This window comes from Streptomyces sp. NPDC031274 (genome assembly GCF_055570235.1).
Genome location: NZ_JBVIHP010000015.1, coordinates 79375 through 100740, shown reverse-complemented (window position 1 = coordinate 100740; position 21366 = coordinate 79375). Strand labels below are relative to the sequence as shown.

Below are 21366 nucleotides of genomic sequence, written 5' to 3'. Positions count from 1 at the left end.
GACGGACGGGAGGTTCTGCGTGCGGGTAGGACTGCTCACTCGGGAGTATCCGCCGGATGTCTATGGCGGAGCCGGAGTCCATGTCGAGTTCCTCGCAAGGGAGTTGGGGTCTCTCGTCGACGTCGACGTGCACTGCTGGGGAAATCAGGAGGCCGCCGAAGGTCTCGTACGCCACCAGGCCTGGGACGCCCTGGACGGCGCCAATGACGCGCTGCGGACCTTCTCCGTGGACCTGTCCATGGCGGCCGCTCTGGCGGGCTGCGACCTCGTCCATTCCCATACCTGGTACGCCAACCTCGCGGGCCACTTCGGCAAGCTCCTGCACGGCATTCCGCACGTCATGACCTCGCACTCCCTGGAGCCCCTGCGCCCCTGGAAGGCCGAGCAGCTGGGCGGCGGATACGCCCTCTCCAGCTGGGCCGAGCGCACCGCCGTCGAGGCCGCTGACGCCGTGATCGCCGTCTCGCGCGGCATGCGGGACGACATCCTCGGCTGCTACCCGGCCATCGACCCGGCGAAAGTGCACGTCGTCCACAACGGCATCGACACCGGCCTGTACCGCCCCGACCCCGGCACGGACGTCCTGGAGCACCTGGGGATCGACCCCGAGCGGCCCTACGTCCTGTTCGTCGGACGCATCACCCGGCAGAAGGGCGTTCCTCATCTGCTGCGAGCGGCAAAGGAATTGGACCCCGCCGCCCAGCTCGTGCTCTGCGCCGGAGCCCCCGACACCCCGCAGATCGACGCCGAGTTCCGTGTTCTCTTCGAGGAGCTGAGCCTGGCCCGCGGGGGAGTCCACTGGATCCCGGAGATGCTTCCGCGCCCGGAGATCGTCCAACTCCTCACGCACGCGAGGGTGTTCGTCTGCCCCTCCGTCTACGAACCGCTCGGCATCGTCAACCTGGAGGCGATGGCCTGCGGCACCCCGGTCGTGGCGTCGGACGTCGGCGGCATCCCCGAGGTCGTCGCCGACAAGAGCACAGGGCTCCTCGTCCCGTACGAGGAGCAGGAGCCGACGGCCTTCGAGGCGCGGCTCGCGCAGGCCCTGAACGAACTGGTCGCCGATCCGGGCGCCGCGACCCGCATGGGCGCCGCAGGACGGGACCGCGCCGTCAGGGAGTTCGGCTGGGACGCGGTCGCGCGACGCACGACCGACGTGTACACGGAGTTACTCGAGTCCAAGTGATCCCAGTTAAGGGGGCGGCGCGATGCGCGGTGGACCTTCGGTGCTCGGAATCGTCCTGGCGGGCGGTGAGGGGAAGCGTCTGCAGCCCCTCACGGCCGACCGGGCCAAACCAGCGGTCACGTTCGGCGGCACGTACCGCCTCGTCGACTTCGTGCTCTCCAATCTCGTCAACGGCGACATCCTGCGGATCTGCGTACTGACCCAGTACAAGTCGCACTCCCTGGACCGGCACGTCACCACCACCTGGCGGATGTCCAGCCTCCTGGGCAACTACGTCACACCGGTCCCGGCGCAGCAACGCCTGGGCCCGCGCTGGTACTTGGGCAGCGCGGACGCCATCCTGCAGTCGCTCAACCTCGTCCACGACGAACAGCCCGACTACATCGCGGTGTTCGGCGCCGACCACGTCTACCGCATGGACCCCCGGCAGATGCTGGGCCAGCACTTCGAGAGCGGCGCGGGGGTGACGGTCGCGGGGATCCGCGTGCCGCGCTCGGAGGCTTCGTCCTTCGGCGTCATCACGCCCGCGCGGGACGGCACACGCGTCGAGGGCTTCCTGGAGAAGCCCACCGACCCGCCAGGACTGCCCGGATCGCCGCATGAGGTGTTCGCCTCCATGGGCAACTACGTCTTCACGACGAAGACCCTCGTCGACGCGATCCAGCAGGACGCCGAGGACGACAACTCCAAGCACGACATGGGCGGTTCGATCCTGCCCATGCTCACCGAGCGCGGCCTGGCCCAGGTGTACGACTTCGACGACAATCACGTGCCCGGGGAGACCGCGCGCGACCACGGCTACTGGCGTGACGTCGGCACGCTCGACGCGTACTACGAAGCGCACATGGACCTGATCTCCGACCATCCGGTCTTCAACCTGGACAACCGGCGCTGGCCCATCTACACCCACCCGGGCGGCCTTCCACCCGCCAAGTTCTGCGCGGCCGGTATCGCGAGCGAGTCCATCGTCAGCCCGGGGTGCGTCATCCGGGGGCAGGTCACGCGCTCCGTGCTCTCGCCGGGTGTGACGATCGAGGACGGTGCGGTCGTGCAGGGCTCGGTGCTGCACGACAACGTCCGTGTGGGCAGGGGGGCTGTGGTGCGGGGCGCCGTGCTCGACAAGAACGTGGACGTCCCGCCCGGGGCGACGATCGGGGTCAACCCTGAGCGGGACGAAGAGCTCTACACGGTGTCGAAGGGGGGCGTGATCGCGCTGGGCAAGGGACAGGTCGTACCTCTGTAGCCCCTGTCGTGCCTCTGTAGCCCTAGAGAACCCGGCGTCTGCGGCCGAGCCAGGTCTGCGCGATCACGACGAGTGCCAAGAAGGCGCCGCTGACGACCTGTTGGTAGGCGGAGTCGAGCGAGCCGATCTGGTTGATGACGTTCTGAATGACCTTCAGGAGCAGTACGCCGACGAGTGATCCGCTGATGAACCCGAACCCGCCGGTCAGCAGCGTGCCCCCGATGACGACCGCGGAGATCGCCTCCAGCTCCATGCCCGAGCCGAGGATGGTGACTCCCGAGACGAGCCAGGCCGCGTTGAGCGCGCCCGCGAGGCCCGCGCAGAGGCCGGAGAGGGTGTAGACGGTGACCTTGGTGCGGGCCACGGGGGCGCCCATGAGGGCCGCCGCGTCCTCGTTGCCGCCGACCGCGTACACGTACTGCCCGAAGCGGCTGCGGCGCAGGACCACGGCGCCCGCGACGAAGAGGGCGAGGGTGATCCAGACCGGGGCTCCGATGCCCAGGATCTTCCCCTGGCCGAGCGTCGCGAAGAACGAGTCCTTGTCGACCAGGTAGGTCTTGGAACCCTCGTCGGTGATGGACAGGAGGATGCCGCGTGCGCCCAGCATCGCGGCCAGCGTCACGATGAAGGGGGCCAGGCGGGAGCGGGCGATCAGGAGGCCGTTGACGAAGCCGATGAGCCCGCAGACGGCCAAGGGCAGGAGGAGCGCCACCGCCGTCCCGTACTGCGAGCCCCAGGCCGCGAGTACGCCGCCGAGTGCGAAGAGCGAGCCGACCGAGAGGTCGATGCCGCCCGTGATGATCACGAACGTCATGCCGAGGGCGACGACCGCGAGGAAGGCGGAAGACACCGCCATGTTCTCCAGGTTGTCGCCGGTCAGGAACGTGTCGAAGCTGAGCGATGCCGCGATGACGGCGACCACCAGGGTGACCAGGGCGCCGTGCTGCTGGGCGAGTGCGCTGAGGCGGTCGGAGCGGCTCGCTCCGGTCTCCGCGTCCTCGGGGTCCTCGGGCTTCTTCATGGGCTTGGCCTCGGATACGACGGTGCCGGTCACCGCTTGCCCCTCTCCCGTGCCGCGTAGACGGCGAGAATGATCACTACGGCCTGGGCGATCTGTGTCCAGGAGGGCGGCAGATCGTGCTTGATGAGCGTGGCGGTGAGCAGCTGGATCAGTACGGCGCCCGCTACGGTGCCGCCGATCCGTACGCGCCCGCCGCTGAGCGGTGTGCCGCCGACCACGACGGCCGTGATCGCGGACAGTTCCATGAGGTTGCCGAGCGAGGTGGGATCGCTTGCGGTGAGGCGGGCCGTCGCCAGGACGCCCGCGATGGCGGCGAGCGCCCCGGAGCAGACGTACACGAGGATCAGGACGCGTCGTACGGGGAGCCCCGCGAGGCGGGCCGCCGGGCGGCTGTCGCCGATGGCGAGGAGCTGGCGTCCGAAGGTGGTGCGGCGGACGACGAAGGCCACGAGGAGTGCGAGGGCCGCGGCGATCAGGACGAGGTAGGGGATGCCCAGGACGTCGCCCGAGCCGAGCGACGCCATGGTCGGGTCGCGTACGTCCTTGAGCTGGGGGAGGAGTACGAGGGCGAGGCCGCGGCCCGCGACCATCAACGCCAGGGTGGCGACGATGGGCTGGACGCCGATGAACGCGATGAGGGAGCCGTTCGCGACGCCGATGGCCGCGCCGCCGATGATCGCGACGATGAGGGCGATCCATGTCCCGTAGCCCAGATAGAGGGAGAGGAGGGACGTGGAGAGCGCCATGACCGAGCCGACGGAGAGGTCCACGCCCTCGCTGCCGATGGCCAGGGCCATGCCCAGCGCGACGATGAGGACCGGGGCTACCTGGACCGCCTGGGTGCGGAAGTTCTCGGCGGAGAGGAAGTGCGGGGTGAGGGCGATGTTGAGGATCAGGAGGACGGCTACGCCCAGGTAGACGCCGTAGTTCTGGAGGTATCGGAGGACGCGCTCGCGGTCGGCGGGTGCTTTGCCTCCCAGGGCGAGGTCAGTCATGGGAACTCCGGGTGAGCCGGGTGCGAGTGCGGGTGCCGGTGCGGGTGCGCCTCGGGGCGTCTGTGGGGCGCGGGCTAGACACCAGGGCTCCCGGGAGCGGTCGGCGTGGTGGCTATCGCTCGCATGAGGGCGTCCTCTGTGACCTGGGAACCGGTGAGTTCCTCTATCACCGTGCCGTCCTTGAGGACCACCACTCGGTCCGAGCCCTCGATCAGCTCCTCCATGTCGGAGGAGATGAGGAGTACGGCCAGGCCGTCGTTGGCCAACTCGTCTATGAGTTTCTGGACTTCGGCCTTCGCGCCGATGTCTATGCCTCGGGTGGGCTCGTCCAGGAGGAGGACCTTGGGGTTCATCGCCAGCCAGCGGGCCAGGAGGACCTTCTGCTGGTTTCCGCCCGACAGTTCGCCGACCTTCTGGTGGGGGCTCGATGCCTTGATACGCAGGCGCTTCATGAAGGTGTCGACGATCTTGTCGATCGCCGTCTCGTCCACCAGGCCGAAGCGCGAGAGGCCGGGGAGTGCGGCGAGTGCGATGTTCTCGCGGACCGAGAGGCCGGGGACGATTCCCTCGGCCTTGCGGTCCTCGGGGAGGAGGCTGATGCCGGCGCGGATGGCCGCCGGGGGTGAGCCGGTGCGGACCGGAGTTCCGGCGATCAGTACGTTGCCGGAGTCGGTCGAAAGTGCGCCCGCTATCGCCTTGGCCGTCTCGCTGCGGCCCGAGCCGAGCAGGCCGCCGAGGCCCACCACCTCGCCGGGGCGGATCTCGACGGAGACCCCGTGCAAGTGGTGACGCATCGTCAGGTTCGTTGCCTGGAGAATGGGTTGGGTGTCCGGGTCGTGGTCTCCCGAGAACTTGGTGACGCCCTCTTCCCGCACCTCTCCGACCTCGCGGCCCAGCATGAGAGACACCAGGCGGAGGCGGTCGAGCTCCGCGATCGGACCGGTGTGCACCAGTTTGCCGTCGCGCAGGACGGTGACCGCGTCGCACACCTCGTAGAGCTCCTCCAGGCGGTGGCTGACGTAGATCACCGCGATCCCGCGGTCCCGGAGCATGCGGATCACGCCGAACAGGGTCTGGACCTCGCGGGGTTCGAGTGACGACGTCGGCTCGTCCATGATGACGACCTGCGCGTCGACCGAGACCGCTCGGGCCAGAGCCACCATCTGCTGGGCGCCCACGCCGAGTTCGCGTAGCGGGCGGCGCACGTCCACACGTACGCCGAGCCGCGCCAGGGCCTCGTCCGCCTCGCGGTGCATCCGGCGGAAGTCGATGAGGCCGAGCCGGCCGCGTGGCTCGCGGCCGAGAAAGAGGTTGCGGGCCACGCTCATCAGGGGGACGAGGTTGACCTCCTGGTAGATCGTGGAGATGCCCGCGTGCTGGGCATCGAGCGGGGTGGCGAAGGAGACCTGTCTGTCGTTGTACGTCAGCTCGCCCGCGTCCGGTGCGTACACGCCTGTCAGGACTTTGATCAGCGTGGACTTGCCCGCGCCGTTCTCGCCTATCAGGGCGTGCACCTCACCGGCGCGCGCGGTGAAGTCGACCCCGTCCAGGGCGCGTACGCCCGGGAACGTCTTGCTGAGGTGGGTGACCGAGAGGACGTCGGACATCTCAGAACGCCTTGCCGAGGTCCGCCTTGGCGTTGTCCTTCGTGTACGCGCTGTCCTTGATGACGATGTCCTGCGAGACCTTCGTGCCCTTGGTGAAGGTGTCCAGGGTCTGGAAGGCGAGCGGACCGAAGCGCGGGTTCGACTCGATGACGCCGTCGATCCAGCCGTCGACGATGCCCTGCACGGCGTTGCGCGTGCCGTCGACCGTCACGATCTTCACGTCGCCGGCCTTCTTGCCCGCGCCCTTGAGGGCGTTGACGGCGCCGAGGCCCATCTCGTCGTTCTCGGCGTAGATACCGTTGATGTCCGGCTTGGACTGGATGAGCTGCTCGGTGACCTGCTGGCCCTTCTCGCGGGCGAACTCGCCCGTCTGCTTGAAGACGACCTTCAGGTCGGGGGCCTTCTCCTTGATGCGGTCCTGGAAGCCCTTGGTGCGCTCGGTGGTCACGTTGTTGCCCGCCGCGCCGAGCAGGATCGCGACCTCGCCCTTGCCGCCCGTCGACTTGATCATCTGGTCGGCCGCGCGCTTGCCCTGCTCGACGAAGTCGGAGCCGATGAAGCTCACGTAGTCCTTGCAGGCCTCGGCGTTGATCTTGCGGTCGACGGTGACGATCGGGATGTGCTTGGCGGAGGCCGCGCGGAGCACCGGCTCCCAGCCGTCGGAGTTCAGCGGTGCGATGACCAGGAGGTCGGCGCCCTTGGCGATGAGGTCCTGGACGTCACTGATCTGCTTGGAGAACTGCGACTGGGCGTTGGCGGTGAGCAGCTTGACCCCACGCTTCTTCGCCTCGGCCTTGATGGACGCCGTCTCCGCGATGCGGAAGGGGTTGGCCTCCTTCTCCGACTGGGAGAAGCCGACGGTGGCGGACTTGAGGTCGAGCTTCTTGCCGCCGTAGGCGTCTATCGCACAGGTCTCGCCGCTGCCCGCGCTCGGTTCCGAGACGACCTGGCCCGAATCGCCCTTGTCCTGCGCGCTGGACCCCTTGTCGTCGTCGTCCTCGGACTTGGCGCATCCGGTGGCGAGCGCGAGGCTCGCGGCGAGACCGGCGGCAAGGAGAGTCCTGGCTGAGATGCGGCTAAGGCGTGTGGTCGGCTTCATGGAGTCCCCAAAACGGCACGGCCCCGGCGCGGAGAGCGCTCACGGGAGGATCGGCAACTACGGTCAACTCGGCGGTACGGGGAGCTTTTTACATCGTTGAAAGGACGCTGTAAACCCTCCGCGCAAGGGGAGCCCTCCGGTGGCTCAGCGTCGGCCCAGGGTGCTTTCGCGCTCCACCAGGCGGAATTCCGCGGTGAGTTCACGGCCTTCGGTCTCACCCGCGCCCTCCAGGCTCCGCAGCAGCGAGGCCACCGCGAGCCGGGCGATGGCCTGCTTGTCCGGCGAGACCGTGGTCAGCGTGACCGCCCCGAACTGCCCCTCCGCGATGTCGTCGAAGCCGACCACCGCGACGTCCCACGGCACGCGCAGACCGCGCTCGTGAAGGACGCGCATGGCGCCGATCGCCACCAGGTCGTTGTACGCGAACACCGCGTCGGGCCGCACCCCCGCGTCCAGCATCCGCGCCATCGCCTTCGCCCCGTCCCAGCGGTTCCAGCCGCCCACCGGGCCCACCAGACTGTCCGGCGCGGCAAGGCCCGCCTGCGTCAACTCCTCGCGCCAGCCCTGGAGTCGCAGGTTCGCGGGTTGGTTGGCGGAGTCCGTACGGGCGCCGAGATACGCGATGCGGGTGCGGCCGCGGCCGATGAGGTGACGTACCGCCGTGTGCGCCGCCGCCACGTTGTCGATCGCGATGTGGTCGTACGGCAGGGCGTACTGGCGCTCGCCGAGCAGCACGAGCGGAACGTCGTCCTCGCGGCCGAGCAGGTCGTCCGACTCCAGCTCCAGGGGGCTCAGGATCAGGCCGTCGATCACCCGGGCGCGGAACCCCTGGCTGACCAGGACCTCCTGCTCGCGCTCGCCACGGGTGTGGTCGAGCAGGACCGTGAAATCGTGCTCGGCCGCCGCGTCGATGACCGCGCCCGCCAGCTCGGCGAAGTAGGGGTTACCCAGCTCGGGAACGGCGAGCGCGATGATTCCCGTACGGCCCTTGCGCAGGTGACGTGCCGTCAAATTGGGTCGGTAGCCCAGCTCGTCGATCGCCTCCTGCACACGCGCCCGCATCGCCGGGGTGACGTGCTGATATTTGTTCACCACGTTCGAGACGGTCTTGATGGAGACGCCCGCGCGCTCTGCGACGTCTTTGAGGCTAACCCGCACGTGCAGCTCCCTGCGTCGAGGTGCACCCCTGTCCCGGGGTGTTTGTCATGGCCCTGGACAGCGCGCCGGAGAGCGTGCTGTCATTCCAACTGCCGTTCCTTCCAACGTTGTACAGATTCGTTGTACAGACTGCGGCGGCGAGCCGCCACCCCCTTCCACAGCCTTCAAGCACCGCTTCAAGCAATGGAGGATCCGTGCGCCCCACCCGACACAGACGAGTCAGGCAGCGACTGATACTGCTGCTCACCGTTGCCCTCGCCTTCGCCGGACTCACAGCCGTGCCGGCCGCGACGGCAGCCGACGAACCACCCGAAGTACACGGCCTGAAGGGCGAGTACTACACCCAGTCGGCCCCCGGCGCCTTCGACTTCCACGAGCTCAAGGCCACCGGCTTCGACCAGCGCATCGACTTCGACAACCTCGACCCGCGCCTGTCCTTCGCCACCGGAAAGGCCGACGACGCCACCGTCCGCTGGACGGGCAAGGTCGTCCCGGAGAAGACCGGCTCCCACGCCTTCTCCATGATCGGTGACAACGGCTTCCGGCTCTGGGTCGACGGCAAGCTCAGCATCGACCACTGGGTCGACGACTGGGACAAGGAACAGACCGCGAAGCCGGTCGAGTTGGAGGCCGGCAAGGCCTACGACATCAAGGTCGAGTACTTCGAGCACTACGGCGGCTCCAACCTCCACCTGCGCTGGACCGAGCCCGGCGGGAGCAAGGTGGCGATCCCGCAGTCCGCCTTCCGCCTCCCCGACGGCTTCGACTACGACGGCGCCACCGCCGCCACGGTCCTCAAGGACGGCCGCACCCTCAAGCTCGACTTCGCCCAGAAGCTCGCGGCGCCCCCGAACGGCCTCGCGGACCACATCGAGGCGGTCATCGGCGGAGCCAAGTGGCCCATCGGCGCGGTCAAGGCCGACCCCAAGGACCCGCGCGCCCTCCTCGTGGCCCTCAAGGAGCCCGTGGTCGGCAACAAGAAGGGCAACGCGAAGGGCACCGCCGACCTGCGATACGACGGCAAGGGCGGCCTGAACGGCGACGACGGCAAGGCGGTCGCCCAGTTCTGGAGCAGCGGCCCCAACCACTCCGAGCACCAGCTGCGCACCAAGTTCGCCGATGACGTGAGCCCGGACAACGCGCTGCCCGAGTACCCGCGCCCCCAGCTGACCCGTGACGCCTGGCGCAACCTCAACGGCTCCTGGCAGTTCGCGTCGGCCAAGGCCGGCGAGAAGCCCCCGGTCGGCAAGAAGCTCGCCGAGAAGATCCTCGTCCCCTACCCCGTGGAGTCGCAGCTCTCCGGCCTGGAACGGCACGAGGACCGCATGTGGTACCGCAGGACCTTCACGGTCCCGCAGGGCTGGAAGGTCGGCGACGGCAAGCGCCTCAAGCTCAACTTCGGCGCGGTCGACTGGCAGTCCGAGGTGTTCGTCAACGGCAAGAAGGTCACCGAGCACAAGGGCGGCTACGACAAGTTCAGCGTCGACATCACGGACGCCCTGAAGCCGGGCAAGACGCAGGAACTGATCGTCGGCGTCTACGACCCGACCGACGGCAAGGACGGCGAGAACCCGCCCGTCGGCAAGCAGCGCCTGGACCCGAGCGGCATCTGGTACACCCCGTCGTCCGGCATCTGGCAGACGGTGTGGATGGAGCCGGTCGCGGCCGACCACGCCGACTCGCTCAAGATCACGCCCGACGTGGCCACCAAGCAGGTCACCGTCGAGCCGAAGGGCGTGCGCGACGGAGTGCGGGTCAAGGCAGTCGCGTACGCGGGAAAGAAGAAGGTCGCGGAGGCGAGTGGACGCACGGGCACACCGCTCAAGCTGAAGATCGCCAAGCCGCACCTCTGGTCGCCGGACGATCCCTTCCTCTACGACCTGAAGGTGACCGTCGGCCGCGACCAGGTCAAGAGCTACTTCGGGATGCGCTCCATCTCCGTGGAGAAGGTCAATGGCACCCCGCGCACGATGCTCAACGGCAAGCCGCAGTTCCTGATGGCCACGCTCGACCAGGGCTTCTGGCCGGACGGACTGCACACGGCGCCGACCGATGAGGCTCTCGCGTACGACCTCAAGATGCACAAGGAGATGGGCTTCAACTCCGTCCGCAAGCACATCAAGGTGGAGCCGGACCGCTGGTTCTACTGGGCGGACAAGCTGGGCCTGATGGTCTGGCAGGACATGCCGTCGATGAGTGCAGGGCGCAACCCGGGCACGGCGGCCCGCGCCCAGTACGAGTCAGAGATGAAGCAGATGATCGACGAGCACGCGAACCACCCGTCGATCGTCATGTGGGTCACCTTCAACGAGGGCTGGGGTCAGTACGACGAGGGCCGCATCGCCACCCAGGCCAAGTCCTGGGACCCGACCCGCCTGGTCAACGGCATGTCGGGCCTCAACCTCGGGCGCGACGGCGGCACCGGCGACATCATGGACGAGCACGGCTATCCGAGCCCGGCGCTGCCGCCCAAGCCCGACGGCGTAAGGGCGCAGCTCAACGGCGAGTACGGCGGTCTCGGACTCGCGGTGCCCGGCCACGCCTGGTCCGTGCAGCAGAGTTACGTCGACGTGGACCCGGCGACGTACACGGACGACTACCTCACCAAGCTCGACGAGGTGCACAAGCTCGCCTGCAAGGGCGGCAACGGCGCCGTCTACACCCAGATCTCGGATGTGGAGGGCGAGTTGAACGGTCTGCTCACCTACGACCGCAGGGTCGTCAAGCCCGACGTGAAGCGGCTCAAGGCGGCACATGAAGCCTTGATCAGCGACGCGTCGCGGCCGGACCCGGCGGGGTGCTCGGGTTCCTGACCCGGGTACGTGGCGCTCCGGCCCGGTCGGCGGGCCGGAGCGCTCTGCCGTGGATGGCTGTCCCCGGACGCATATTCCGTGGACGCGGACCCGATCACTTGGCACGATCAGCCCGTGAACATCGAGAACGAGTGGGCAGGGGCCGCGGCCCGCAACAACGCCGAGTGGTGCGACGAGGTCTGCCGCGCGCACGGCGTGTCGGGGGAGTTCGGTCCTGGGGTGTGGAGCAGCGCGCGACGGACGCCGCCGCTGTATCCGGACGCCGTCTCGCTCACCCCCGAGGCGTCGGCGGCCGATCTGGTGGCGCGGATCGACATGGAGTCACCGGGCTGCTCGGTCAAGGACAGCTTCGCCTGCCTCGACCTGGAGCCGATGGGCTTCGAGGTGCTCTTCGAGGCGCAGTGGATCCACCGCCCCGCGGGCGCGGCGCCCGTGGGACCGCCCGGCGTCAGCTGGGAGCCGCTCAAGAGCGCCGATTCGCTGCCCGCGTGGGAGACCGCCTGGAACGACGGAGAGGAGGGCGAGGGTCTGTTCCGGCCCGAGCTGCTCGCCGGGGACTCGACGTTCCTGGCCGGAACCTCCTTGGACGGCACGATCGTCGCGGGCGCCATCGCGAGCCGCGGCGGTTCCGTGATCGGCGTCTCCAACTTGTTCGCGGCGGGCGACGCGCCGGGCGCGGAGGAGGCGGCCTGGGCCGGTTGCCTGACGGAGGTCGCGAGGCTCTGGCCCGGCCTGCCCGTCGTCGGATACGAGAGCGGCGAGAGCCTCGACGCGGCAGTCGGCCAGGGGTTCATCCCGGTCGGACCGCTGCGGATCTGGCTGCACACCGCCTGAGAGCCGCAGCCCCTCTCCTCTCCCTGGCTCCCACCCCTTGACGCACGCGACGCGACCATCGAAGAATGATCGCGTTCCGCGCTTTGACAACGTTGTCCAAGGAGGCGTTCCCACCCATGAGATGGACTCGACAGCTACGCGGTACGGGTGTGGCGGTGGCCGCGGCCGCGCTCCTCGGTGGCGCACTCGCCATACCGGCGGCGCAGGCCGCCCCGGCGCGGGACGGTCGACTGACCGATCTGGTCAACCCGTTCATCGGGACCGAGAACGAGGGGAACACCTATCCCGGCGCGGCCGTGCCCTTCGGCATGGTCCAGTTCTCGCCCGACACCGGGCACAACACCGGTTACGACCACTCCGACACCCATATCCGCGGCTTCTCGACCGTCCATCTCTCGGGCGTGGGCTGCGGGTTGGGCGGCGATCTGCCGGTCCTTCCCACCACGGGTGACGTCAAGGAGACGGACTACGCCAAGTACGCGGCGGAGTTCAGTCATGACGACGAGAAGGCGAGCCCCGGCTCGTACAAGGTGGGTCTCAAGTCCGGCATCGACGCCGAGCTGACCGCCACCGAGCGCACCGGCGTGCAGCGCTACACCTTCCCCGCCACCGACAAGGCCAACGTCCTTCTCAACGCGGGCCAGTCGTTGCACAAGACGGGCAGCACCAAGGTCGAGATCCTCGACAGCCGCACGGTCCGCACGGCGATCACCGGCAGCGGCTTCTGCCAGGACACGAAGCCGTACACGGTCTACACGATCACCCGCTTCGACCGGCCCTTCACCACATCGGGCACCTGGAAGGGCGACACCGTCACCGCGGGCTCCAAGAAGTCGTCGGCGGGCGAGGAGCGCAACGGCGCGTACGTCCGCTTCGACACGTCCAAGGACCGCACCGTCGAGGCGACGACAGCTCTCTCGTACGTCGACGCCAAGGGCGCGGCGCTCAACCTCCGTACGGAGGGCGGACGTTCGTACGACCGAGTGGAGAAGGCAGCCCAGCGGGCATGGGAGGACCGGCTCGACGACGTGCAGGCGCAGGGCGGCAGCGAGACCGTGCGCCGCACCTTCTACTCGTCCCTCTACCGCTCCTTCCTCGCGCCGAACATCGGCAGCGACGTCGACGGCCGTTACACGGGCTGGGACCAGAAGACCCACCGGGCTAAGGGGTTCACGTACTACCAGAACTGGTCGCTCTGGGACACCTACCGCACCCAGGCGCAGCTCCTGTCCCTGCTCGCGCCGCACGAGTCCCGCGACATGGCCCTCTCCGTCCTCAAGATCGACGAGGAGAGCGGCTGGCTGCCCAAGTGGGGCTACGGCACGGTCGAGACGAACATCATGACGGGCGACCCGGTCACCCCCTTCCTCACCAACGCCTACCAGCAGGGTCTGCTCAAGGGTCATGAGGAGGAGGCGTACCGCGCGCTGAAGAAGAACGCGGACGGCGTACCGCCCACCGACTCGGCACCCGTGGGCCGCGAGGCCAACAAGGAGTACCTGAGCGACGGTTTCGCGCCGTACATCAAGGGCCGCCCGCACGCCAAGCCCGGCGACTCCGACTACGACCACGGTGCCTCCGCGACCCTGGAGTACGCCCTCTCGGACGCGATGCTCGGTCAGATGGCCGGTGAGCTCGGGCACGAGGCCGACGCCAAGCGGTACGCGGACCGTGCGCAGAACTACCGGAAGATCTTCGACGACTCGACAGGGTTCTTCCGGGCGCGCGACGCGGAGGGGGCCTTCACCGGGCCCGCCGACCCCGCCAAGAGCGAAGGCTTCCACGAGGGCACGTCCTGGCAGTACCAGTGGCTCGTCCCGCAGGACCTGCCCGGCATGGTCGACCTCATCGGCGGCAAGCAGGCCGCCAACGACCGCCTCGACTCCTTCTTCGCCTACGAGGAGCTCCTGAAGGACCCGGCGAAGACCGCGCGCGAGGTGTGGGTCAACGGTCCTTACGACTACTACAACGCGGACAAGTACAACCCGCAGAACGAGCCCGACCTCATCGCCCCGTACACCTATCTCTCGACGGGCCAGCCGTGGAAGACCACCGACGTGGTGCACGCCGCGCTCACGCTCTTCACGGACACCCCGACCGGCATGACCGGGAACGACGACCTCGGCACCATGTCCGCATGGAACGTGCTGTCCTCGATCGGTGTCTTCCCGGTCCAGCCCGGCACGGACACGTGGGGCCTGTCGACGCCCGTCTTCGAGCGCGTCGACCTCACTCTCGACCGCCGCTACTACCCGAAGGGGCGCCTCACGGTGAAGGCGCACGGCACATCGGACACCGACCGGTACATCCAGTCGGCCCGCGCGGACGGCGCCGACTACGGCAAGACGTACCTGACGACCGAGGACATCCGCGACACCCGCGAACTCTCCTTCACGGTGGGCGACAAGCCCTCCCAGTGGGGTACGTCGACGAGCGCGGCCCCGCCCGCTCTGAAGTCCGCTCTGAAGTGACGTAAGACATACGCCACTTGCGCACCATCAGGCCCGCCTCTCCCAGAGGGGCGGGCCTTAACCTGTTGTTAACTGTGCGTAGCTTGATCGTACTTGACCGTAGTCGCGCATCGGCGATTGACTGCTCCTTCACGTCAGTCATCCCCCGCATCGTCCTCGACGCGAGAGCAGCCCGTTGAATACTCCGACCGCTGAGCCATCCGACCTGCTCGCACCCCTCGACCTCGCCTTCTGGAACCTCGAGTCCGCGGAACACCCGATGCACCTGGGGGCACTTGGAGTCTTTGACGCCGACTCGCCGGGCGCGGCCGAGCACGCCGCCCAGCTCCTCGCCTCACGTGCGGCGGCCGTGCCCGGACTGCGACTTCGGATCCGTTCGATCCTGCTGCCGGTCGGCGCGGCCGTCCGGGCGCCCGCGCCCGCCTTCGACCCGCTGCACCACGTCCGTCTCGCCGATCCGGTGCCGGACTTCCACGACGCGGCGGGCGTGCTCATGCAGTGCCCCCTGGAGCGCGAGAGGCCGCCGTGGGAGGCGCATGTCCTGCCGGGGCAGGACGGCACATCCTTCGCCGTCCTCTTCAAGTTCCACCACGCGCTCGCGGACGGTCTTCGCGCCCTGATGCTCGCCGCGGCGATCATGGACCCCGTGGACCTGCCCGCCCCGCGCCCGGCGCCCGTGGAGCCCGAGGCCTCCCGCTGGTCCTGGCTGCCCGACCCGCGCAAGCTGCCCGGCCTTGTCCGCGACACCGTCGCCGATGTGGGGCAGGCCCTGGACATCGGCTCGGCCGTCGCCCGCGCGACCCTGGGCGCCCGGTCATCGGCCGCCCTCACGTCTCAGGCCACCGGCACGCGGCGCACCGCGGGGGTGCTGCTGGACCTGGACGACGTGCACCGCGTGCGCAAGACCGTGGGCGGCACCGTCAACGACGTACTGATCGCCGTGGTCGCGGGAGCCCTGCGCCGCTGGCTCGACGAGCGTGGCGACGGCAGCGAGGGCGTGGAGCCGCGCGCCCTGGTGCCCGTCTCCCGGCGCAGGCCGCGCGGCGCGCAGCCGCCCGGCAACCGGCTCTCCGGGTATCTGGTCCGGCTGCCCGTCGGCGACCCGGACCCGGTCGCGCGGCTGCGGGCGGTGCGGGCCGCCATGGACCGCAACAAGGACGCGGGCCCGAACCGGGGCGCGGGCGCGGTCGCACTGCTCGCCGATCATGTGCCGCCGATCGGCCACCGCATCGGCGGTCCCGTGGTCGCGCAGGCCGCCAGGCTGCTCTTCGACATCCTCGTCACCAGCGTCCCGCTGCCCAGCCTCGGCCTGAGACTCGGCGGCTGCCCGCTCGTCGCCGTGTACCCCTTCGCGCCGCTCGCCCAGGGGCAGGCGCTCGCCGTCGCGGTGTCGACGTACCGGGGCCGGGTGCACTTCGGTCTGGTCGCGGACGCGGTGGCCGTACCCGACCTGGATGTCCTCGCGCGCAGCGTCCGGGAGGAGCTCGCGGGGCTCGTCGAGGCGTGCGTGGACCGTCCGAGTTTGGTAGAGGGGTCCTTCGCTACGTAAAGTTCTCTTCTTTGGAGCTTCCGCGGTCACTCAGACGAGCCGCGGCATGAGTGACGCGAGGACAGCGGCGATGACGGTGACAGAGGACAGCCCGGAGGCTGCCGGTCCGGCCGAAGAGGCCGTCGAATTCGGCCCCGGCATCGACCCCGACCGGCTCGCCGTCTGCCTCAGCGTGCTCGACGAGCTCGACAAGCTGGACGTCGACCACCCCGACGCGATCGCGGTGCGCCGCGCCACGGCCGGGATCTACCGGACCGTGAAGCAGCGCCGCCGCCAGGACCGCCGGGCCGCCAAGACCGCGCACGACAAGGCCGTCACCGAGGCCACCGCCACCGGCTCCGCCGAGCGGATCGACGACGAGACCGAGGGTCTGCTGCCGTCCTCGCAGACCGAGGAGGGCAGGATCGCGGGGATACTCCAGCGCCCGCGCTCCTGCTACACCTGCAAGACCCGGTTCGTGGAAGTCGACTATTTCTACCACCAGCTGTGTCAGGACTGTGCCCGCCTCAACCGCTCCAAGCGAGACGCACGTACCGACCTCACCGGCAAGCGCGCGCTGCTCACCGGCGGCCGCGCCAAGATTGGCATGTACATCGCGCTGCGCCTCCTGCGTGACGGCGCCCACACCACCATCACGACGCGCTTCCCCAAGGACGCCATCCGCCGCTTCAAGGCGATGGACGACTCGGCGGACTGGCTGCACCGCCTGGAGGTCGTCGGCATCGACCTGCGCGACCCGGCCCAGTCCGTCGCGCTCGCCGAGCGGGTCGCCGCGGCAGGACCGCTCGACATCCTGATCAACAACGCGACGCAGACCGTGCGCCGCCTGCCCTCCGCGTACGCCGCCCTGGTCGACGGCGAGGGCGCGCCGCTGCCCGCCGGGGAGCTGCCCGCCCACTCCGTCATCGGCGCCTTCAACTCCGGAGCGGTCGACGGCCTGGCCGCGCTGCCCCTCGGCACCAGTGGCCTGGAAGCACAGCAGGTCGCCGACCTCGCCCTCGTCGCGGGCAACGCCAGCGTCGCCCGGCACCTCGACGGCACCGCCATCGACGCGGGCGGCCTGGTCCCGGACGTCGTCGAGAGCAACACCTGGGTGCAGACCATCGAGCAGATCTCCCCGGTGGAGCTCCTCGAGACCCAGCTGTGCAACTACACCTCGCCGTTCATCCTGATCAGCGCGCTGCGTCCGGCGATGGCCGACGCCGCGGGCAAGGCGTCGAGCGGCCGCTCCTACGTCGTCAACGTCTCCGCGATGGAGGGCGTCTTCGGCCGCGGTTACAAGGGCGCCGGCCACCCGAACACGAACGCCGCCAAGGCCGCGATGAACATGGTGACGCGGACCAGCGCCCAGGAGATGTTCCAGAGCGACGGCATCCTCATGACCTCGATCGACACCGGCTGGATCACCGACGAGCGCCCGCACTACGACAAGCTGCGCCTGGCCGACGAGGGCTTCCACGCCCCGCTCGACCTGATCGACGGCGCGGCACGGGTCTACGACCCGGTCGTGCGGGGCGAGGCGGGCGAGGACCTGTTCGGTGTCTTCCTCAAGGACTACGCACCCGGCAAGTGGTAGGGGAGGGGCGGTCGCCCTCCCGTACTTGAACGTACGTCCTGTACGGCCTGTCAGGCCTCGCCTTGTACGGCGTGTCAGGCCTCGCCGGTCGTCGCGCGCAGCCGCTCGTGCACGGCGTACGAGGATGCCTTGTCGGCGGCGGCCGCCCGCACCCGCGTACCGCCGTCCACGAGCACATCCGCGCCGGTCACCCATTCGGCCGCATCCGAGATCAGCCAAGCCACCGCCCGCGCCACGTCCTCCGGCTCGCCGATGCGGCCGAGCGGCAGGCTCGCGGCGAGCTGCTCCTCGGCACCGTCCCACACGAAGCGGGCCATCTCGGTGCGGATGAGTCCGGGGGACACGGAGTTGACCCGTACCGAGGGCGCCAGTTCGCCCGCCAGCTGGGCGGTCAGGTGCAGGAGCGCCGCCTTACTGGTGCCGTACGCGCCCACGTTCGGCCCCACATGGGACGCGCCCTCGGTGCAGATGTTCACCACCGCGCCGCCGTGCTCGCCCATCCAGGCCCGCCAGGCGAGCTGCGTCAGGCGCAGCGCGGCCTCGACGTTCACGGTGAAGGCGGCGCGCCACCGGGTGAGGTCGACGTCCATCAGCGCGCCGTAAGGGGCGTTCGTCGCCGCGTTGTTCACCAGCACGTCAAGGCGCCCGAACTCGCTCATCGCGAGGGCCACGCACGCCTGCGCCCGAGCGGAATCAGCCACGCCGCCCGCGCATCCGACGGCCTCCGCGCCGTCCGCACGCAGTTCGGCCACCGCAGCCTGAAGGGCGTCCGGCGCGCGGGCGGTGATGACAAGGCGATGTCCGGACTCCGCGAGGCCTCGCGCCACAGCGAGCCCGATCCCTCGCGAGGCTCCGGTCACCAGAGCCACCGCGCCCTCCCGTGCCTGCGCAGAAGTCATCCCCGTACGGTCCCATGGAGATACGGAAAGGCCCATGGGGTCGACCCGTTGGGGTGTTTCCGGCCCATCGGCCACCCCCACACCATCACCAACTGTCTGAAATCCACCCCTTCGGCCGAACCCATAGAGCGTGAGCGCGCTCATTTGGTTAATCTGAGGCGAACGGACGGCCTCCAGGGGATCCACAAGCACCCCTCAGCCGCCCCGGGACAGGCTCGCAACCGTGGCCGCGATCCCGCCCTGCCAACGGCGCCACCGCGACCGAACTGCCCTTGTCCTTCCGTTACGCGACACAGAGGAGTGCGCGGTGACACCAGATTTGACGAAGCAGGAAAAGCGACCGGCGGAACGCGGCGGCGAGCGGGCCGTCAGGCCACGCAAGCTCAGCAACCTGGACTCGTGGGCCAAAGCGGCCCCGATCCGTCTTGCCGGCTACGAGGACGACCTCGCGGAGCCGCACATCCTCCCCGGTATCGACTGATCCCTCCGCTTCGCCGCGTGCCCCCTGCCGACACCGGCAGGGGGCACGCGGCGTGCGGTGCCGTGCGATGCCGGTCCGAACCGTGCATGGCCGGGCCGTAGCGGGTTACTCCGGGAAGTATGAACGGGACATCGGATGCCGAGTACGGCGCGGACCGCGCGCCGGTCGAACCGACGCAGTTGCCGAAGCGGTCATGGCGGGCGGTCGTCACCGGCGTGGTCCGGGAGTTCAAGGACGATGAGCTGGCCGACCGGGCGGCGGCGCTGACCTACTACGGGGTGCTCTCGCTGTTTCCGACACTCCTGGTCCTCGTCTCCCTCCTCGGCGTCGTGGGGGAGTCGGCCATCGACTCCCTCATGGAGAATCTCAAGAAGCTCGCGCCCGGTTCGGCGAGGGACATCATCAGCGACGCCGTGCAGCAGTTGCGGGGCCAGGGCGGCATCGGCTCCGTCATGGCGGTGGTCGGCCTCGTGCTTGCCGTGTGGGCGTCATCCGGGTACGTGGGGGCGTTCATCCGCACCGCCAACGCCGTGTACGACATCCCGGAGGGGCGGCCCGTGTGGAAGGTTCTGCCGGTCCGGGTGGGGGTGACGGTGGTGCTCCTGACGCTGGCCGTCATCAGCGCGCTCATCGTGGTGTTCACCGGCGGTCTCGCCCACGCCGTGGGTTCGGCCCTGGGGGTCGGTGACGCGGCGCTGACCGCTTGGTCGATCGCGAAGTGGCCGGTCCTCGTCGTCCTGGTGACCTTCATGATCGGCCTGCTGTTCTGGGCGACGCCGAACGTGAAGGGCCGCGGTTTCAGGTGGGTCAGTCCCGGCAGCGTGATCGCCCTGCTGGTCTGGCTGGTCGCCTCGGCCGGATTCGCCTTCTACGTGGGGAACTTCAGTTCCTACAACAAGACCTACGGCGCCCTGGCCGGAGTGATCATCTTCCTCGTGTGGCTGTGGCTCAGCAACATCGCCATCCTGCTCGGCCTGGAGTTCGACGCGGAGCTGTCCCGTCAGCGTGCCATCGCCGGTGGTCTTCCTCCTGAGGAGGAGCCCTACGTACCGCCCCGCGACACCCGCGCGTGGGACGACCAGGACCGGCGGCGCATGGAGGAGTGACACCGCCCGACACGCCCGCCCGACATGATCGCGGCCCTCGACGATGTGCCGATCGCGGAGATCGGGGTACTCGGCCGCGGAACAGAACAGGAGGTTGATGACGATGGCCCAGACAGACCCGCACACCACAGGCCGTGACACCGGCGGACGGACCGTCCCCCGCAGCGAGCCGGTGGGCGATCTTGTGCAGCGCGCGTCACAGCAACTGACGGAGCTGGTGCGCGGCGAGATGCGTCTGGCCCAGGCGGAGATGAAGGAGAAGACCAGGCGCTACGGCAAGGGCGGCGGGTTGTTCGGTGGAGCCGGTCTCGTCGGCTTCCTCACCCTGCAGGCTCTCGTCGCCACCGCGATCGCGGGCCTCGCCGTGCCGCTTCCGGTGTGGGCCGCGGGTCTCATCGTCACCGCCGTCCTCGGTCTGATCGCCGCGGTACTGGCATTGACCGGCAAGAAGGAAGTCGGCAAGGCCGCCCCGCCGATCCCCGAGCAGGCCATCGGCGGCGTGAAGGCCGATGTCGCAGAGATCAAGGAGAGTGCACAGCGATGACCCAGTCCCACGACAAGCACACCGCCGGCGCCGGGGAACTGCGCGCGAAGGTCGAGCGAACCCGGCACGATCTGGGAGAGACGGTCGAGGCGCTGGCGGCCAAGGCGGACGTCAAGGCCCGGGCGCAGGACAAGGCGGTCGCGATCAAGGGCCAGACGGCCACCAAGGCGGCGGAGCTGAGCGGGCAGGCGGTCGCGAAGGCCGCCGAGGCTGCCCACGTGCTCCAGGACAAGGTGCCCGACCAGGTCAAGGACAAGGCGGCCACGGCCACCGGACAGGTGAAGGCCGTGGCCGAGCAGGCCACTGAGGTGTGGCAGGACAAGGCGCCGGAGCAGGTCCGCAACCGCCGCACGGCCTTTCTCGCGGCCAGTGGCGCGACGCTCTTCGTCACGTACGTACTGGTGCGGCGCAAGCGGAAGCAGGGGAGCGCGGTGTGAAGGCATCGAAGATCGCGTACAAGCCGGTCGGACTCGCGCTCGGCGCGCTCGCCGGTGTGGCCGCGGGCGGACTCTTCAAACAGGCGTGGAAGGTGGTCGGCCACGATGAGGACGCACCCGACGCCACCGACAAGGACCGTGGCTGGGGCGAGATCCTGCTGGCGGCCACCTTGCAGGGCGCGATCTTCGCCGTGGTCAAGGCGGCCGTCGACCGAGGCGGCGCCGTCGCCGCGCACCGGTTGACGGGCACTTGGCCGGGCTGACGAGGTGCGGACCGCGGACGGGGCCCACAATTCATCCGATGGATCGATGTGGGTCGGCGTAAATGTCCAAGTCCCCGCTGAGGG

The 21366-nt window shown here is 69.3% G+C and carries 18 protein-coding genes; 12 read left to right on the top strand and 6 right to left on the bottom strand.

Features of this window, described 5'->3' with window-relative positions; translation table 11 throughout:
* Window positions 1-19: 19 nt before the first annotated feature.
* Both glgA and glgC read left to right on the top strand, forming a co-directional pair.
* Entirely contained in the window at window positions 20-1186 is a 1167-nt protein-coding gene (glgA, locus tag ACZ5CR_RS23840) for a glycogen synthase (RefSeq protein WP_468860503.1), read from the top strand.
* 22 nt (window positions 1187-1208) lie between these two features.
* Window positions 1209-2429, top strand: coding sequence for a glucose-1-phosphate adenylyltransferase (gene glgC, locus ACZ5CR_RS23835; RefSeq protein WP_468860500.1), 1221 nt, complete (start codon window positions 1209-1211; stop codon window positions 2427-2429).
* A gap of 22 nt (window positions 2430-2451) precedes the next feature.
* On the opposite strand, the gene ACZ5CR_RS23830 is transcribed toward glgC, so the two are convergent.
* The 5 genes from ACZ5CR_RS23830 to ACZ5CR_RS23810 form a co-directional block, all read right to left on the bottom strand.
* Window positions 2452-3450, bottom strand: a complete 999-nt coding sequence (locus ACZ5CR_RS23830; protein WP_468860752.1) for an ABC transporter permease — start codon at window positions 3448-3450, stop codon at window positions 2452-2454.
* Between the two features lie 29 nt (window positions 3451-3479).
* Window positions 3480-4445 carry an ABC transporter permease gene (locus ACZ5CR_RS23825; RefSeq protein WP_468860498.1) on the bottom strand — a complete coding sequence of 322 codons (966 nt, stop codon included), beginning with the start codon at window positions 4443-4445 and terminating at the stop codon, window positions 3480-3482.
* Between the two features lie 74 nt (window positions 4446-4519).
* Entirely contained in the window at window positions 4520-6052 is a 1533-nt protein-coding gene (locus tag ACZ5CR_RS23820) for a sugar ABC transporter ATP-binding protein (RefSeq protein WP_468860495.1), read from the bottom strand.
* A gap of 1 nt (window position 6053) precedes the next feature.
* Window positions 6054-7151, bottom strand: coding sequence for an ABC transporter substrate-binding protein (locus ACZ5CR_RS23815; RefSeq protein ID WP_468860492.1), 1098 nt, complete (start codon window positions 7149-7151; stop codon window positions 6054-6056).
* 144 nt (window positions 7152-7295) lie between these two features.
* The gene (locus ACZ5CR_RS23810) at window positions 7296-8309 is read right to left on the bottom strand and encodes a LacI family DNA-binding transcriptional regulator (protein WP_468860490.1); all 1014 of its coding nucleotides are present in this window, start codon (window positions 8307-8309) and stop codon (window positions 7296-7298) included.
* Between the two features lie 194 nt (window positions 8310-8503).
* On the opposite strand from ACZ5CR_RS23810, the gene ACZ5CR_RS23805 reads away from it, so the two are divergent.
* The 5 genes from ACZ5CR_RS23805 (at window position 8504) to ACZ5CR_RS23785 (ending at window position 17552) form a co-directional block, all read left to right on the top strand.
* Complete coding sequence (locus ACZ5CR_RS23805) at window positions 8504-11122, top strand: PA14 domain-containing protein (protein ID WP_468860487.1); 2619 nt, start codon at window positions 8504-8506, stop codon at window positions 11120-11122.
* Window positions 11123-11242: 120 nt separating this feature from the next.
* Window positions 11243-11956, top strand: coding sequence for a hypothetical protein (locus tag ACZ5CR_RS23800; protein ID WP_468860750.1), 714 nt, complete (start codon window positions 11243-11245; stop codon window positions 11954-11956).
* A 116-nt stretch (window positions 11957-12072) separates the two neighbouring features.
* Window positions 12073-14427, top strand: a complete 2355-nt coding sequence (locus ACZ5CR_RS23795; protein WP_468860484.1) for a GH92 family glycosyl hydrolase — start codon at window positions 12073-12075, stop codon at window positions 14425-14427.
* A 175-nt stretch (window positions 14428-14602) separates the two neighbouring features.
* The gene (locus ACZ5CR_RS23790; protein ID WP_468860482.1) at window positions 14603-15976 is read left to right on the top strand and encodes a wax ester/triacylglycerol synthase family O-acyltransferase; all 1374 of its coding nucleotides are present in this window, start codon (window positions 14603-14605) and stop codon (window positions 15974-15976) included.
* A 70-nt stretch (window positions 15977-16046) separates the two neighbouring features.
* Complete coding sequence (locus ACZ5CR_RS23785) at window positions 16047-17552, top strand: SDR family NAD(P)-dependent oxidoreductase (RefSeq protein ID WP_468860481.1); 1506 nt, start codon at window positions 16047-16049, stop codon at window positions 17550-17552.
* A gap of 74 nt (window positions 17553-17626) precedes the next feature.
* Here ACZ5CR_RS23785 and ACZ5CR_RS23780 read toward each other — a convergent pair whose 3' ends face one another.
* A complete protein-coding gene (locus ACZ5CR_RS23780; RefSeq protein ID WP_468860479.1) occupies window positions 17627-18451 on the bottom strand; it encodes an SDR family oxidoreductase in 825 nt (274 codons plus the stop codon).
* A gap of 307 nt (window positions 18452-18758) precedes the next feature.
* On the opposite strand from ACZ5CR_RS23780, the gene ACZ5CR_RS23775 reads away from it, so the two are divergent.
* From ACZ5CR_RS23775 to ACZ5CR_RS23755, 5 genes are all read left to right on the top strand, one after another.
* Window positions 18759-18932 (top strand): hypothetical protein, encoded by a 174-nt coding sequence (locus ACZ5CR_RS23775; protein ID WP_468860476.1) that lies wholly within the window; start codon window positions 18759-18761, stop codon window positions 18930-18932.
* Window positions 18933-19051: 119 nt separating this feature from the next.
* The gene (locus tag ACZ5CR_RS23770) at window positions 19052-20038 is read left to right on the top strand and encodes a YihY/virulence factor BrkB family protein (protein ID WP_468860473.1); all 987 of its coding nucleotides are present in this window, start codon (window positions 19052-19054) and stop codon (window positions 20036-20038) included.
* Between the two features lie 103 nt (window positions 20039-20141).
* Window positions 20142-20582 carry a phage holin family protein gene (locus tag ACZ5CR_RS23765; RefSeq protein ID WP_468860471.1) on the top strand — a complete coding sequence of 147 codons (441 nt, stop codon included), beginning with the start codon at window positions 20142-20144 and terminating at the stop codon, window positions 20580-20582.
* Complete coding sequence (locus ACZ5CR_RS23760) at window positions 20579-21019, top strand: DUF3618 domain-containing protein (RefSeq protein WP_468860469.1); 441 nt, start codon at window positions 20579-20581, stop codon at window positions 21017-21019. Before ACZ5CR_RS23765 ends, ACZ5CR_RS23760 begins: the two co-directional genes overlap by 4 nt.
* Window positions 21016-21282: a DUF4235 domain-containing protein gene (locus ACZ5CR_RS23755; RefSeq protein ID WP_468860467.1), complete on the top strand. Its 267-nt coding sequence runs from the start codon at window positions 21016-21018 to the stop codon at window positions 21280-21282. Before ACZ5CR_RS23760 ends, ACZ5CR_RS23755 begins: the two co-directional genes overlap by 4 nt.
* Window positions 21283-21366: the final 84 nt, after the last annotated feature.